This is a genomic window from Leptospira gomenensis (assembly GCF_004770155.1).
GTDB lineage: Bacteria > Spirochaetota > Leptospiria > Leptospirales > Leptospiraceae > Leptospira > Leptospira gomenensis.
Map to the genome: position 1 here is coordinate 72,460 of NZ_RQFA01000066.1, position 14,227 is coordinate 86,686.

A 14,227-nucleotide genomic window follows, 5' to 3' on the forward strand; every position below is an offset into this window, starting at 1 on the left:
AAACATCACCGTTCTAAACTCCATTGGAATTGAGGTCGTATCGGAGTGCTTCCGTTTACGTATTTCGTAATTCCGTTGTATCCTAAAAAATTGACTTCGAAAGCGAATACGTTTTGAAAACGAACGTGATGAATGGAAGGATCTGAAAGATAGACGGATGCGAAAAATTGATTTCCGCCGAACGTATTCTTCTTTAAGACACACTTCCAATTATACTTTCCGGGTTTCAAACGTTTATACGTTTGCATTTCGGGATCATCCGTCGAACACGTGGCTAAAATTTCGTTACCGATCCTATCGTTCACCACGATTAACAATCGGAAATCCGCAATTTCTTCGATCACCGAAAAACCGACGTTAATGACGATATCCTCGTCGCTTTTAAACGAACCCTTAAGAAGTCCCGCCGAATCGGATATCGATAAGGATTGTACGGAAATAATCTCCTTATCGACAAATCGTTGTTCTTCGAGTGCGTTTTTGAGTTCGTCCGCTTCCAATTTCAACCGCGTCGCTTTTCCTTCCTGTCCTAAATATCGAGCGACGGCGCCTTCGGTTTCCCCGTCGTATAGAACGGAACCCTGGTGTAAGACAATTCCTCGTTTGCACAATTTTCGGATCGATGCCATGTTGTGGCTCACCACCAGAACCGTACGCCCCTCTTGTTGTGTTGCGGCTTGCATTCTTCCGATCGCTTTTTGTTGAAATTCCGCATCACCCACGGCGAGAACCTCGTCCACAATCAGAATATCCGGCTCGAGATGCGCCGCCACTGCAAACGCCAAACGAACATACATTCCGGAAGAATATCGTTTCACGGGAGTATCGAGATATATACCGACGCCGGCAAAGTCCACGATTTCATCTAACTTAGAAAGTACTTCCGACCTACTCATTCCGAGAATTGCCGCGTTTAAAAAGATATTTTCTCTACCCGTTAAGTCGGGATGAAATCCCGTACCAACTTCAAGTAAGCTGGAAATTTTACCTCTGACTTTGATGGAACCTTTCGTGGGGTTCGTCACGCGGGAAAGGATCTTGAGTAGTGTTGACTTACCCGCACCGTTTTTTCCGATGATTCCCACGACCTCGCCTTTTTTTACGGTCAAGGAAACGTCTTTCAAACCCCATACGTAATCCGTCTTCTCGGTGGAATTTCTGTCGTTGGTCTTTACGTTTTCAAAATTGGGATTCGATTTGCCTCGAATCAAATGCCACCATCGATTTAAATCATCACCTAACGTATTCACCCCGACTAATCCGAGTTTATACAATTTGGATACGTCTTCGATTTTAATTGCGATATCGTTCATAACTTTCCTAAAGTATAAAATACGATCTAATTTGTTTCACGACTGAAAAAGCCGTTACTTGATATTTTTGATTTTTGTAGCGTTCGAAAGATACATTTTATAAAAAAGAAAGCAACAAACGTCTCTCCCGCTCCGATATTTCCGCATCCTAGAACCAAGGATCGATATTTTTTCAAAATTCTCCCCAATTTAGATCCTCGTTCGCCCTTCGATAATCCTCTTTGCGACCGATGTCCAACCAGTAATCTTCCATGACGTAGGCGTATAAGCCGGAGTTTGTCGTTTTAATTTTTTCGAGTAAATCGGGCATGTCGAAATACGAATCCGAAGGAATCAGATCCAAAACTTCCGGTTTAAAAACGTAAATTCCCGCATTGGCGAAATATTCGACGGTCGGCTTTTCCTGCACTTCTTCGATCAGAAAACGTTCGTCGAAATTGATTTTAGCAAAGGGAATCTGATATTGATTCTTCTTGACGCAAACGGAGCCGATCGCTTTGGATCGCTTGTGGAATTCCAAAAACGAAACGAAATCCACCGTGGTCAAGATGTCCGCATTGGTAACGAAAAACGAATCGTCGATTTTGTCCTTAGAGATCAGACTTAACGCACCGGCGGTGCCCAACCTTTTTTCTTCTACTGTGTAATCGATCACTACGCCCCACTGCGATCCGTCCCCGAAATAGTTCCTTATGATTTCGGATTTGTAATTTAAGCATAATATAAATCTGTAAAATCCGAAGTCTCTAAAACATGTGATTATGTTTTCCAAGATGGGGCGATTCCCCACTTTGAGCATGGGCTTCGGAACGTCTTTGGTCAGATCGCCCAATCGAGTTCCCAAGCCGCCCGCCATAATGACCACGACGTTCGTTCTCGGGGCGAATTCATAATCGTCGAGAATAAGAATATCCTTTAGAACGCCCAGATCGTCCACGATCGGTATTTGTCTTCTATGCGCGGATCTTAATATTTTAAGCGCTTCTAAGCGTGATGTGCTCGAAGACAACTTCAACGGATGAAAATTGATAAAATCCTTGAGATCGGTTTTTTTATTTAAAATTCCCCTTCTTACGTCGCCGTCGGTGATCAATCCGATTAAACGTCCCTGGTCATCCACGACCGTCAAAGTCCCGTTTCCGTTATCGTCCAATATTTTCAACGCCTCTTCCAACGTAGAGTTTTCCGAAAGAACGAGACTTTTTTTCATTTTTGATTTACGCTTCTTTCCATTAAATATTCTGCATATTCGAAATCTTCCAAGGTATCGATATCCACCGAACGGGATCTCGGCATCAGATATGCGTAGGAACGATCCGAATAATACTGTTTCTTACGGATCATCTCCGAATTAAAAACGAACACACAACCGTTGGGATAATAAGACTTTCGATTGTCCTGTCGATTTTTAATATTCTCTTCGAAGATGTTTTGAAAACTCAGATCTTCGTTCACGTATCTATGCCACACGACCGGGTGCGCTTCTTCCGTATAACTGACCACCGAATCCGCGTTCCGTTCACGGAAGAGACGGATCGCTCCGTCTATGTCTTCGGAAATTCTCAACGGTGAAGTCGGTTGAAGCACCACAAACGATTTTATAATTTCGTTTCCTTCCCTCTCCAATCGTTCGATCGTATAAATGTAGTTATCCACTCCTAACGCGGTATCGGTCGCCAATTCGGGCGGCCTCATAAACGGCAATTCGGCCCCGTAAGATGTCGCGACTTCGGCGATTCCGACGTCGTCCGTCGAAATTACGATCCTCGTTATCTCTTTAGAACGTTTAGCGGCTTCTATCGTATATGCGATGAGCGGCTTTCCGAGTAAGGGACGTACGTTCTTTCCCGGTAATCCTTTCGATCCGCCGCGCGCCGGTATAATGGCCAACATGATTAAACGAAGTCCTCCCAAGACACAACCTGATCCTCGGCGATGTCCCGCGAAACGATCTTACCTACCAAAGAGTAAACCTCGTTCGGAGAAATTCCGGTTCCGGGTCTTTTAAATAGGAAATCGTCTAAAGAAACTTTTTTACCTTTGGAAATCGATTTCGCGGCGACGACGGATCTTCTAAACTTGAATTTCTTTTCCTGCTCCGCCTTTGAAACGGTTCGTCTCCAACTCCCGAGCGATCGAACGATGTTTTTAGACTGAAGACATATCTCCTTCATCTCGTTCGGATCCGCGGAAATTTCATGATCCCAACCGGGTAAGTTCTTATCGGTAGTAAAATGTTTCTCTATGATACAAGCTCCCAGAGCAACACTCGCCAAAGGAATCGAAGTGCCTATCGTATGATCGGAAAATCCCACGGGATAACCGAACGTCTTTTCCAACATGGGAATGTTATTCAAGTGAATGTCCTCGTACGCGGGAGGATAAATGGAAATACAATGCAACAAAACTATATTAGAATTTCCTTGTTTTTCGATCGTCTCCACGGCGGTTTCGATTTCGGCCAAGGAGCCCATTCCGGTGGATAGGACGACCGTCTTCCCAAAAGATGCCGTATATTTTAGCAATTCCAAGTTATTCAAATCCATGGAAGCGATTTTAAAAAATGGGACGTTCAGATTTTGAAGCAAATCCGCCTCTTCCTTTGAGAAAGGAGTGGAAAGAAAATCTACGTCGTGCGCCTTGCAGTATTCGGCCAGTTCGTAGTGTTGTTCCTTATTTAGATAGTAGGCTTCCACCATTTCCTTTAAGGAACCGAAGTGTTTCTTTTTAGAATCGTTATACGTCTGGTTTCTATCGTATTCCTCTTTGGAAATCAAAGAGTCGGGGGTCCAGGACTGGAACTTAACTGCGTCCGCTCCCGTGGATACGGCGGAATCGATCATACGTTTTGCTAGTTCGATGTCTCCGTTATGATTCGCTCCGATTTCCGCGATTATGTACGGTTCGCAGTAATTGTAAACTTCCTTACTCGGCGTTAATTGTATTTTCATCAAATTCCTCGAATAACATTCCTTCTTCCCACCAAAGCGGATTTGCGGGAAGAAAACGGATTACTTTTTTATAATATTCTTCGAATATCGCTCTGGATCGAATCGCTTCGATCGTATCCCTGGTTCTTTTGGACTTAGTTTTAAAGACGCCAGAATCGACCGACAACGTTTCGTAGTGTTTGAGTTTTACGTTCAACGACCTCAACACACTTTCTTCGGAGACAGTTCCCAAACCGACCGAATTGGCTCCGTACTGCCGATAGAACGTTTTGGCTTCCGAAGTAAACGAAGCCTCCCCGCTCCAGTATTTCGTAAAAAAAAACCAATCCACGGCGAGCAAATCCGGCGGAATTTTTACCGCCGGAAGACCGGACAATCGCATAGCGGAATTCCCCAATCCTGCAAAATTATAATTTTCTAATGAACCTTGTGTAAAATCGAAACTCTTTCCGAATCGTTTGCCGATATAAGATTCATTCTTTTTTTTCCCATCTACGTCGGTCAGATCGATGTCGTTGACGACTAAATGCCTACTCTCGAGAAGGTCCAAAGCCGCTTCGACCCGATTTTCCGAAAACGTATCGTCAGTATCTCCGAAGATCGCGTATTCATAACCGGAGGAACGAAGATAATTCAATCCGAACTCGCGTATGCCGGCGGGAGTTCCATCACACGAAAGCAAAACCAATTTTTCTTCGGGAAAGGAAGCCAGGATTCTATCCAGGGATTCACATCCGTCGTTGACTAAAACCAAATCGAACTTAGAATAACTCTGTTTCGTTAAGGAATCAATGAAATATTCGAAAAATTTAATATTGTTCGGAAAAATTACCGAAAAAAAGGCGACCGTATTTGCAGACACAGTTTTTTAAACTTCGAAATCGAAAGTATCGACTCGAAATATTTTAATTATGTTTAACAAGTTTTTGAGAGGGGCTTCCGACATAAATACCGGGTTCCGAAATATCCTTAATCACAACCGAGCCCATACCGACGGTCACGTCATCGCATACCGTTACGCCCTGACGAATACTGGAATTCGTTCCGAAATAAACTCGATTCCCTATTTTACAAGCTCCGCTTATATTCGCCGCGGGTGCGGTTGTAAAATAATCGCCGCAAATCGTATCATGTCCGATGGTCGTATGTAGGTTTAACTGGGAGTGCATCCCAACGGTAATATCGCATGTTAAAATCGAGCCGGCCGTAACGACACTTCCGTCTTTTATATTCACCCATTCGGAAATTACCGCACTCGGATGAACGACGGTCGCAAAATGCGTATTATGCGGTAAATGACCGACTATTTTTTCTCTTTTTTCCGGATTCGAAACGCTTACGACGGCCGACCAAACCGAAGGATCAAAGAGAGATTGGGGGATCACCTTAAAATCATGGATATTTCTTTCGGTAAACCCGTCATCCGGCTCAACAAAAATGATTCTATCGTGAATTTTTTTGGACGAGTATAATATATCTTTAATACAAGTCAAAATTTCACGGGCAAAATCACCTGCTCCGATAATGGCAACTTTTTCCAAAGGATATCGTTTCTCATGTTTATTCAAAAATCTTCCATCCTCTATTTCAAACTCGCGCGCTGCTCGGCAAATTCACCACAGTATCGTAGAGATGATCCGTAATCCTAAGATCTCCTCTGGGACACGAAGCATAAACGGAAAGTCGATGCATCGGCCTCCAAAGCGAACGTGTAGCGACGCCTGAGTCGTTGGAGAAATTTAAGAATTCGTCCTTTTCGGAATGATTCCTAAATTGGACAGAATTCAACCAGTAATTGGATTTTCCGAACGGGGGTTCCGAAACGAATTTCCATTCCGTATTCGAAAAAAAATCCGCGTATCTTTCCGCGATCTCGCGTTTCGATTCCAACAAACGGGGAAGTTTTTCCATCTGTGCAACGCCTAACGCCGCGTTGATGTTCGGAAGTCTAAAATTATAACCTACTTCATCGTGAATAAACTCGAAACGATGCGGAAGTTTCGCGGTTGTGGTGAGATGTTTCGCTCTTACACCCGTCTCCTCGTCGTCGGTTAGGATCATTCCTCCGCCCCCGGTTGTGATCACCTTATTGCCGTTAAAACTCAAGGTTCCCAAAAGTCCGAATCTACCGGTATGTTTACCGTCCACAAAACTACCCAGACTTTCCGCGGCGTCTTCGACCAACGGCAACGAGTATTCTTCGCAAATACGCGCTATTTCGGAAATTCGACAAGGATGACCTAACGTGTGCATGGGAACGACGGCGGATATCGCCCTTCCGGAAACTCGGTTGTACAACTTTCCGTTTTTGTTATGCGTCGAATTTTTCAAAAAGTTAGAGAGAACCTCCGGACTCAATCCCATCGTATCGGGATCTACGTCCAAAAAATGCGGAATCGCGCCCGTATATTGGATCGCATTTGCGGTCGCGATAAAAGTCAGAGATTGCGTGAGCACTTCCGTTTCAGGTTCGACACCGGCCAATTTCAAGGTTATAAAAAGGGCCTGTGTGCCGTTGACTACCGCGATCGCTTTTTTTGCGCCCGTATACTCGGCTATTTTTTTTTCGAATTCGTCAACGTATTTTCCCACGCTGGAAACGAACGTAGAATCGATACATTCCGCCAAATACGACTTTTCGTTTCCGGAAAAAACGGGCTCATGAAGAGGGACGTTTTCGCGATTAGGATAAAGGGAACGTATAAACTTTAGAATTTCAGAATATTCCATTTGAATTATACGTTATAGATGCCGGACTTGTATCCCGCTCTATTTTGAGGGACGCGGAACCATTCGATGGTTTTGGACAGACCTTCCCTGAGTTTTACTTCCGGAACCCATCCCGTAAACGATTTTAATCTGGTATTATCGCCGATCAGTCTTTCCACTTCGCTTTTGTCAGGGCGTTTACGCCTCTCGTCGGAAACGATCTTGGCCTTCGGATTGATCTGAGAGATGATTTCTTGCGCCAGTTCGCCGATCGCGATTTCGAAATTGGTAGAAATATTGACTTCCTGTCCGAGGGCGAGTTCCGATTTAGCGAGTTCCACAAAACCTTTCGCGGTATCTTTTACGAAAACCAAATCCCGAGTCGGATCCAATGCCCCCAATTCTATCTCCGTCTTTCCATCTAACAATTGTGTGATGATCGTCGGTATCACGGCGCGAGCCGATTGTCGGGGACCGTAGGTGTTAAAGGGGCGAACGATAACGACGGGGAGCTGGAAACTCCGATAAAAGGATTCCGCAAGCGAATCGGCGCCTATTTTTGTCGCCGAATAAGGTGATTGTCCTTGGCGCGGATGTTTCTCGTCGATCGGAGCGTACAACGCCGTGCCGTAAACTTCGGAAGTCGAGGTAACGACTATCTTCTCCAAACCGAGATCCCTTCCCGCCTGTAACACGTTCAACGTTCCGCGGACATTCGTATCGACGTAACTGTCAGGAGAATGGTAACTGTACGGGATTCCTATCAGAGCCGCAAGATGAAATACCGCGTCAACTCCCTTCAAAGCCGTCCTTACCCCGTTTGGATCGCGGATATCTCCGGAAAAAATCTCTACGGATTCCTTTTTGTCGGCAGGGAGAGTGTCGATCCATCCCCAACTATTAAATGAATTATAATATACGAATGCTTTTACCGATGCACCTTCTTCGAGAAGAGTTTCGACGAGATGAGAACCGATAAATCCGTCTGCCCCGGTAACCACGACTTTTTTTCCTTTTAACTGCATAAAACCCCGTATCTTATCCGATCAAACAGTGTCCACAAAGGTCTTTTCGATTTTATTAAACAGAAACACGCCGAATGTAAGAACTAAAAGCGTGATAAACCAACCGAACAGATACGACTGTAGATTGACCGTACCTTTTCCGAAAAATATAAAGCGAAATACTTCCAAGATCTGAACGATCGGGTTCCAATCCACATACTTACGCATATCCACGGGAACTTCCGCCAAAGGATAAACCACCGGTGATGCGTACATCCACAGTTGGACTCCGAATCCGATTAAATAAGTAAAGTCCCTGTATTTCGTGACCAAAGAGGAAACTAAAATCCCGAAACTCAACCCGAGCACGCCGAGTTGAACGATTAACAAAGGCACCAAAGGAAGATAGGCGAAATTCAAGGAAGGGATCGTTCCTTGGGATCTATAATACACCCATATGATCACGAACAAAGAGGATTGAATTCCGAGTTGGATCAAATTGGAAATGATGACGGAGACCGGAACCGTCAGCCTAGGAAAATAAACCTTTCCGAAAATAGCGGAATTGCTGACGAACGTGTTGGAAGTTCCGAGTAGGGAATTGGAAAAATACCCCCAAAGTACGATTCCGGACATATAAAACGCGATATGCGGAATTCCGTCCGTGGGAATTTTAGCGAAATTCCCGAACACGACGCTGAATACGAACGTGGAGAACAAAGGCTGAATGATATGCCATAACGGTCCGAGTATGGTCTGTTTGTATTTCGCAACTATATCACGATATACGAATAAACGGATCAGATCCCTGTATTTCCATAAACCCGATAGATTTAGATTCCACCAACGATTTTCGGAGGAGATCACAAGGTCCCAGTCTTCTTCTTTTTTCATCCTAGGTTCCTTGTTAAGAAATCTTCGTACGCGATCCTAATTCCGTCTTTCAACTCGATTTGATGTTTCCAACCCATCCGATGCAGTTTACTCACGTCCAAAAGTTTTCTCGGTGTTCCGTCCGGTTTGGTGAGGTCAAATTTCAAAGTCCCCGTATAACCGACCACGGATTTAACCGTCTCCGCAAGTTCTCGAATACTTACCTCGATACCGGAACCAACGTTCACGATTTCTCCGCCGTTCGGTTGTCCTTTCGCATCGTAGGAATTCATCAAAAATACGCAGGCCCGGGCTAAGTCTTCCGAAAACAGAAACTCCCGCAACGGATTGCCCGTTCCCCAGATCACCACCTCGGGAAGCGCGTTTTTTTTCGCCTCATGAAAACGACGGATGAGCGCGGGTAAAACGTGCGAATTTTCAGGATGATAGTTGTCGGCGGGGCCGTAAAGGTTCGTGGGCATCGCGGAAATAAAATTCGTTCCGTATTGGCGATTGTAACTTTGGCACATGACGATCCCGGCTATCTTCGCGACCGCATAGGGTTCGTTGGTTGGTTCGAGTTTTCCGGATAACAGTTGGTCTTCGTCCATCGGTTGTGTGGCGAATTTCGGATAAATACAAGACGAACCTAAAAAAAGCAGCTTTTGGGTTTTCGTCCGAAAACACGCGTCTATGATATTGTTTTGGATCTGAAGGTTTGAATAGATGAACTCTGCGGGATACGTATTGTTCGCGATGATTCCGCCCACCTTCGCCGCGGCTAAAAAAACGTATTCCGGTCGATTCTCTTTAAAAAATTCATCCACTGCGGCTTGATCCGCCAAATCCAACTCGGAGCGGGTTCTTAAAATCAGATTTTCATAACCCGCTTCTCGGAGAACTTTCACCAACGCGGAACCTACAAGCCCTCTGTGGCCGGTTACAAATATTCTTGAATTCTTCTGCATAAACGATCCTAAGTAATTATTCCCCTTCCCCTATTTCCTTTTTCAGTTCTTCGATTTCCTTTTGAATTTGTTCGTATTCCTGCAATTTGACTTTGAGATAGCGGACGGTTAACACCGCTTTTTCTTCGAGCCCCATAGGCGTCAGAAAATACGCATAGGCCAATTTGTTTTTGCTGTTCTTAAAGTTTCTGGCCTTTACCCAACCCTTATCCATCAACGCTTTGATACAATAATTGACTTTTCCTAAACTGATTCCGAGGATTTCGGAAATTTCACGCTGATTGACCTCCGGATTTTCCTCGAGAATTTTCAGCAGCTTGTGTCTGAGTGCGTCATCCATAACTGGGTTCGGGTGAAAGGAACGAAACTAGGATCGTACGAAAACGAAATCGGATCGGATTCGACCAAAACCGAAGATTCGGTCCGGTTTATACAAACGGAAAGATCCAAGTTTCGGAGATACGGGACTACGATCGAATGAATTCCGCAAAGGAAGGTTTCGACAAACGTTTGTAAGTCGATCCGGAGACGCTCGAAACGTTTGCCGGCCGGTTTGAAACCGGTAAAACCGAAGTGCATAGCTTCGCCGGGTGGGTCCCAAAGTCCTTCCTTTCATTGCGTACAAGGGAAGTAAGGAAGTCAAGGAAATTTGTTCAACTATTGAACGAATTGAGGTTCGGAATTCTGTCATTGATTCTTGTCGTTTCTTGTCGATTCCCGAGAAGACGGGAGCGAGTTCGTACGACTTCCTTGCTTTTTTTGCGTTCCATTCTGCGGAATACTTGCCTCTTCTTGGGAACGTTGCCTGGAACAAAGGAAGAGACCGGTCTTGCGGCAACGGATCGTTTGCTTCTTTCTCCGAAAAGAGTTTTGTGTTCGAAGGATCGGATGAATTTACGATGAATGCAGCGTGAAAGGGAGAAACGAAACTTCAATTCCGGCGCGGTTTCACTTTTTTCTTGCAGAAACCATTCTTAGATCAAAGTATATCCAATTTCTGCCCCGCATATTTTAGGAGATTCTAACAGTATGGCCGACTCTGCTATTGTCCGTAAATTGGACGCAAGGCTGATCGAAGATGATATCTTGGATCCAGCCTTTGAAGAAGACTACTCTCTCGTTCACCAAAAACTGAATGATGAAATTCATAAATCGGGAAGATCCGCTCAACCCGAAGAAACGTTCGCCCTAGGCGAAAAAATTCTCAGAGATTGGTTGCACGGTCTCGCACGCCAAGGAGCGTCTCAAGAGAAACTCACGAGTTATCTGCGTTGCGGACTTGCCCACCTTTCGTACGATTTCGTAGAATCCGCGAACGAAGGTTTAGAGACGAGCGACGTCGATGAATTGATCGGAAGAGCGCTTGTCTCTTTTAAGAATCGCGATTTTGAAACTTCTTTCTTCCGAATGAGCGAAGGAGACAAATCCGTCGTTCGATCTGGTTCTGCAAAGAAGAAGGCTGCCGTTAAAAAGGCCGTCGCGAAAAAAGCTGCGAAAAAGAAGGTAGCCAAGAAAAAAGCGGCCAAAAAGAAAACCGCAAAGGCTACTGCAAAAAAATCCGCAAAGAAAAAACCTACGAAGAAGAAAGTTCTCAAAAAGAAGGTGGCGAAGAAAAAAGCCGCCAAAAAGAAAATCGTTAAGAAGAAGGCGAAAAAAAGATAAATTCGCTTTCTTACGAATCCTCAAATCGACCGACCTTGGGGCCCGCTCCCTTTACCGATGCTGGCTCCAAGGCGAACCTTCCTTCCACCCATCACGCAACCGCATCTAAGTTCCGAATCATCACCTAGTTGAAACCATTTTGAGAAACGCACCGGGGAGAGCCCGATTGTGTGAGAGTTCCCACGCGGCGAGCCGAGAACGCACCGGGGAGAGCCCGAGCTGTGTGAGAGTTCCCACGCGGCGAGCCGAGGACGCACCGGGGAGAGTCCGAGCTGTGTGAGAGTTCCCACGCGGCGAGCCAAGGACGCACCGGGGTAGCCCGAGCTGTGTGAGAGTTCCCACGCGGCGAGCCAAGGACGCACCGGAGAGAGCCCGGAGTTGTGTGAGAGTTCCCACGCGGCGAGCCAAGGACGCACCGGGGAGAGCCCGAGCTGTGTGAGAGTTCCCACGCCGGCGAGCTCATCCTCTCCCCTTGAACAATTTAGCACTTCTAAAAAAAGAGTGCTAAAAAATTAAAAAATGAATTGAACTTTTTTAACAATCTGGCACTCTAAGAATCAGATTGCCAAAAGAGGAAATCCAATGATACACGAATTCAGAATGATAGAAGACCTTCATAAACTACAAAACCAAATTTCGAACCTTTGGGACCCGTTCGTCGGAAACGGAGGAAGCGCCTATCCGGCTCTGAATATCCGTAAAGGAGCGGATGAAATCAGCATAACGGCCTTAGTTCCCGGAATCCAACCCGAATCCCTGGATATCACCGTAAGCGGAAATCAACTTCGCCTGAGTGGAGAAGTCGGTTCGGATCTTCCCAAGGAAAAAACAGGCCCGGTTCGTGTAGAACGGTTCCACGGAAAGTTCCAAAGATCGCTCGAACTGCCCGCAGAAGTGGACCCGGAAAAAACCACGGCGGAATTCAAAAATGGAATTTTGACCTTGACCCTTCCGATCCGCGAAAATGTAAAACCGAGGAAGATCCAGATTCAAACAAAATAAACCGCAACAGATCCAAAGTACATAAGGAGAATTGAATATGACTAACGCAGTATTAAACAGAGAAACCGAAAACGCAGAGTATAAAAGTGCAACCGAAGTAAAAAGGGAAAAAACGAGAATTCTAACTCCGAGGGTGGACGTCTATTCGGACGAAGAACAAATCCATCTATTTGCGGATCTTCCCGGAGTGGAGGAAAAGGACGTTCAGGTTCAAATCGAAAAGGATCAACTGATCGTTTCCGGAAAAACCGCGGAACAGAATCCTCCCGGCGAACTCCGTTATTCGGAATTCAGAACCGGAGAATACAAAAGAACCTTTACCCTCACCGAATCGGTCGAAGAAGATCGTATCACCGCCGTTTACAACAACGGGGTTTTGCATCTCACTCTTCCGAAACGAAAACCTTTGACGAAAAAAATCGAGGTTCGCTCCAAATAACCGCTTTCCGAACGCCCTGGCCGATCTTTCGAAACAATCCGCCAGGGCGACGGAGAGCCTCCCTCGAACTCGACGTGAAAACGCAACGTAGTCCGTAAACGTTATACTTACCTGAAGTCTAAAACCCACATTCGCCCCGGAATCCCCGGGGTTTTCTTTTGAAACGGGTTCTCGTTTTCCTTCCGCCCACGACGTTTCCGATTTCGGATTGTCATCCGATCCGGCTCTTACGAAGTTTCCTTTATGAAAACCTTCCTACTTCTTCTTTGCTCCAACCTGTTTATGACGTTCGCTTGGTACGGACATTTGAAATTTTTTCACGGATGGAGCCTTCCCCTTACGATTCTTTTGAGTTGGGGAATCGCGTTATTTGAATACATACTGATGGTGCCGGCCAATCGGATCGGTTACGGAGAAGAAGGTTACAGCGCGTTTCAGCTCAAGATTTTACAGGAAGTGATTACCATTTCCGTTTTTATCGTTTTCGCGTCCTTGATTCTCAAAGAAAAAATCAAATGGAATCACGCGGTAAGTTTTATTTTGATCTTGGGTGCGGTCGCGTTCGCCTTTTACGACAAAACGCCGGCACGCTGAAGGTTTTGATGAACGGTGCCGACCGTGGCCCGGAAAAGTAAAAGGGAGAATTTCATGAGTCCGTTCTCCGGAAAACCTCCCCCCGAATTTACAAAAAACGACGAATCTCGTCCGCGAGAATTTTACCGTCCGTTCCCCCGGGATACGCGGCAACGATCCTGTTTTGATCGTCCATCACGTAAAGAAAAACGGTATGATCCACGGTGTAACCTCCTTCGATCTGCGGATTGTTCACCTTTTTGGAAACGGCCCCGAAGGCCGCTTGCAGACGATCCAACTTCGACTTTTCCCCCGTCAACGCGAGCAAACGTTTCCCGGGAAACTGCTTTACATAGTTTGCAAGTAGTTCGGGAGAATCCCTCTCCGGATCTACGCTGATAAAAACGGGAGTCAAAGAATTCCCCTTCTCCCCTAAAATCCGAACCGCCGAGGACATATCGAGCAACGCCCTCGGGCACATGTCCGGACAATGGGAAAATCCGAAGTAGACAAGTTTCAGTTTTCCCGGAATTTCCGAAGGAATCACTTCCTTACCTTCCGTATTTTTGAGTGAAATAGAGGACCATTCGTTTACGACGACGGGATCCCGAACCTCTCCGGATCGGGATTGGAATTTTTTCCAACCGAAAAAACCGATCCCGACGCCAAGGATCAGAATCGATACAACTAGGATTTTTTCCTTCAAAGGATTCCCCCAAAGATTGATGACCAA

Annotated in this window: 16 protein-coding genes; 4 read left to right on the plus strand and 12 right to left on the minus strand. The window is 45.6% G+C overall.

Annotated features, from left to right (window positions below; genetic code table 11):
* Positions 1-5 precede the first annotated feature (5 nt).
* The 11 genes from EHQ17_RS14530 to EHQ17_RS14580 form a co-directional block, all read right to left on the minus strand.
* Complete coding sequence (locus EHQ17_RS14530) at positions 6-1,313, minus strand: ABC transporter ATP-binding protein (protein ID WP_135590653.1); 1,308 nt, start codon at positions 1,311-1,313, stop codon at positions 6-8.
* 172 nt (positions 1,314-1,485) lie between these two features.
* Positions 1,486-2,523 carry a nucleotidyltransferase family protein gene (locus tag EHQ17_RS14535; protein WP_135590652.1) on the minus strand — a complete coding sequence of 346 codons (1,038 nt, stop codon included), beginning with the start codon at positions 2,521-2,523 and terminating at the stop codon, positions 1,486-1,488.
* On the minus strand, positions 2,520-3,206 hold the full coding sequence (locus EHQ17_RS14540) for an acylneuraminate cytidylyltransferase family protein (RefSeq protein WP_135590651.1): 687 nt from the start codon (positions 3,204-3,206) through the stop codon (positions 2,520-2,522). Before EHQ17_RS14540 ends, EHQ17_RS14535 begins: the two co-directional genes overlap by 4 nt.
* A gap of 2 nt (positions 3,207-3,208) precedes the next feature.
* On the minus strand, positions 3,209-4,264 hold the full coding sequence (locus EHQ17_RS14545) for an N-acetylneuraminate synthase family protein (RefSeq protein ID WP_135590650.1): 1,056 nt from the start codon (positions 4,262-4,264) through the stop codon (positions 3,209-3,211).
* Positions 4,239-5,126 carry a glycosyltransferase family 2 protein gene (locus EHQ17_RS14550; RefSeq protein WP_135590649.1) on the minus strand — a complete coding sequence of 296 codons (888 nt, stop codon included), beginning with the start codon at positions 5,124-5,126 and terminating at the stop codon, positions 4,239-4,241. Before EHQ17_RS14550 ends, EHQ17_RS14545 begins: the two co-directional genes overlap by 26 nt.
* 43 nt (positions 5,127-5,169) lie before the next feature.
* On the minus strand, positions 5,170-5,832 hold the full coding sequence (locus EHQ17_RS14555) for a NeuD/PglB/VioB family sugar acetyltransferase (RefSeq protein WP_167881178.1): 663 nt from the start codon (positions 5,830-5,832) through the stop codon (positions 5,170-5,172).
* Between the two features lie 19 nt (positions 5,833-5,851).
* A complete protein-coding gene (locus EHQ17_RS14560) occupies positions 5,852-6,994 on the minus strand; it encodes a LegC family aminotransferase (RefSeq protein WP_135590647.1) in 1,143 nt (380 codons plus the stop codon).
* Between the two features lie 5 nt (positions 6,995-6,999).
* Positions 7,000-7,998, minus strand: coding sequence for an NAD-dependent 4,6-dehydratase LegB (locus EHQ17_RS14565; RefSeq protein ID WP_135590646.1), 999 nt, complete (start codon positions 7,996-7,998; stop codon positions 7,000-7,002).
* 21 nt (positions 7,999-8,019) lie between these two features.
* On the minus strand, positions 8,020-8,871 hold the full coding sequence (locus EHQ17_RS14570; RefSeq protein WP_135590645.1) for an ABC transporter permease: 852 nt from the start codon (positions 8,869-8,871) through the stop codon (positions 8,020-8,022).
* On the minus strand, positions 8,868-9,818 hold the full coding sequence (locus EHQ17_RS14575) for a GDP-L-fucose synthase family protein (RefSeq protein WP_135590644.1): 951 nt from the start codon (positions 9,816-9,818) through the stop codon (positions 8,868-8,870). The genes EHQ17_RS14570 and EHQ17_RS14575 overlap by 4 nt, the downstream gene beginning before the upstream one ends.
* Before the next feature lie 16 nt (positions 9,819-9,834).
* Positions 9,835-10,158: a MarR family EPS-associated transcriptional regulator gene (locus EHQ17_RS14580; protein ID WP_135590643.1), complete on the minus strand. Its 324-nt coding sequence runs from the start codon at positions 10,156-10,158 to the stop codon at positions 9,835-9,837.
* A gap of 689 nt (positions 10,159-10,847) precedes the next feature.
* Here EHQ17_RS14580 and EHQ17_RS14585 point away from each other — a divergent pair.
* The 4 genes from EHQ17_RS14585 (at position 10,848) to EHQ17_RS14600 (ending at position 13,515) form a co-directional block, all read left to right on the plus strand.
* Positions 10,848-11,480 carry a hypothetical protein gene (locus EHQ17_RS14585; protein WP_135590642.1) on the plus strand — a complete coding sequence of 211 codons (633 nt, stop codon included), beginning with the start codon at positions 10,848-10,850 and terminating at the stop codon, positions 11,478-11,480.
* A gap of 585 nt (positions 11,481-12,065) precedes the next feature.
* The gene (locus tag EHQ17_RS14590) at positions 12,066-12,482 is read left to right on the plus strand and encodes an Hsp20/alpha crystallin family protein (protein WP_135590686.1); all 417 of its coding nucleotides are present in this window, start codon (positions 12,066-12,068) and stop codon (positions 12,480-12,482) included.
* Positions 12,483-12,519: 37 nt separating this feature from the next.
* Positions 12,520-12,921: an Hsp20/alpha crystallin family protein gene (locus tag EHQ17_RS14595; protein ID WP_135590641.1), complete on the plus strand. Its 402-nt coding sequence runs from the start codon at positions 12,520-12,522 to the stop codon at positions 12,919-12,921.
* Between the two features lie 243 nt (positions 12,922-13,164).
* The gene (locus EHQ17_RS14600; protein WP_135590640.1) at positions 13,165-13,515 is read left to right on the plus strand and encodes a DMT family protein; all 351 of its coding nucleotides are present in this window, start codon (positions 13,165-13,167) and stop codon (positions 13,513-13,515) included.
* Between the two features lie 88 nt (positions 13,516-13,603).
* Here EHQ17_RS14600 and EHQ17_RS14605 read toward each other — a convergent pair whose 3' ends face one another.
* Entirely contained in the window at positions 13,604-14,200 is a 597-nt protein-coding gene (locus EHQ17_RS14605) for an SCO family protein (protein ID WP_135590685.1), read from the minus strand.
* Between the last annotated feature and the right edge of the window lie 27 nt (positions 14,201-14,227).

Bases quoted from the DNA above. Each gene is read 5' to 3' on its own strand.
- EHQ17_RS14595 (WP_135590641.1), top strand. From the start codon at position 12,520: ATGACTAACGCAGTATTAAACAGAGAAACCGAAAACGCAGAGTATAAA.
- EHQ17_RS14560 (WP_135590647.1), bottom strand. From the start codon at position 6,994: ATGGAATATTCTGAAATTCTAAAGTTTATACGTTCCCTTTATCCTAAT.
- EHQ17_RS14540 (WP_135590651.1), bottom strand. From the start codon at position 3,206: ATGTTGGCCATTATACCGGCGCGCGGCGGATCGAAAGGATTACCGGGA.
- EHQ17_RS14570 (WP_135590645.1), bottom strand. From the start codon at position 8,871: ATGAAAAAAGAAGAAGACTGGGACCTTGTGATCTCCTCCGAAAATCGT.
- EHQ17_RS14530 (WP_135590653.1), bottom strand. From the start codon at position 1,313: ATGAACGATATCGCAATTAAAATCGAAGACGTATCCAAATTGTATAAA.
- EHQ17_RS14575 (WP_135590644.1), bottom strand. From the start codon at position 9,818: ATGCAGAAGAATTCAAGAATATTTGTAACCGGCCACAGAGGGCTTGTA.
- EHQ17_RS14600 (WP_135590640.1), top strand. From the start codon at position 13,165: ATGAAAACCTTCCTACTTCTTCTTTGCTCCAACCTGTTTATGACGTTC.
- EHQ17_RS14585 (WP_135590642.1), top strand. From the start codon at position 10,848: ATGGCCGACTCTGCTATTGTCCGTAAATTGGACGCAAGGCTGATCGAA.
- EHQ17_RS14545 (WP_135590650.1), bottom strand. From the start codon at position 4,264: ATGAAAATACAATTAACGCCGAGTAAGGAAGTTTACAATTACTGCGAA.
- EHQ17_RS14535 (WP_135590652.1), bottom strand. From the start codon at position 2,523: ATGAAAAAAAGTCTCGTTCTTTCGGAAAACTCTACGTTGGAAGAGGCG.
- EHQ17_RS14580 (WP_135590643.1), bottom strand. From the start codon at position 10,158: ATGGATGACGCACTCAGACACAAGCTGCTGAAAATTCTCGAGGAAAAT.
- EHQ17_RS14565 (WP_135590646.1), bottom strand. From the start codon at position 7,998: ATGCAGTTAAAAGGAAAAAAAGTCGTGGTTACCGGGGCAGACGGATTT.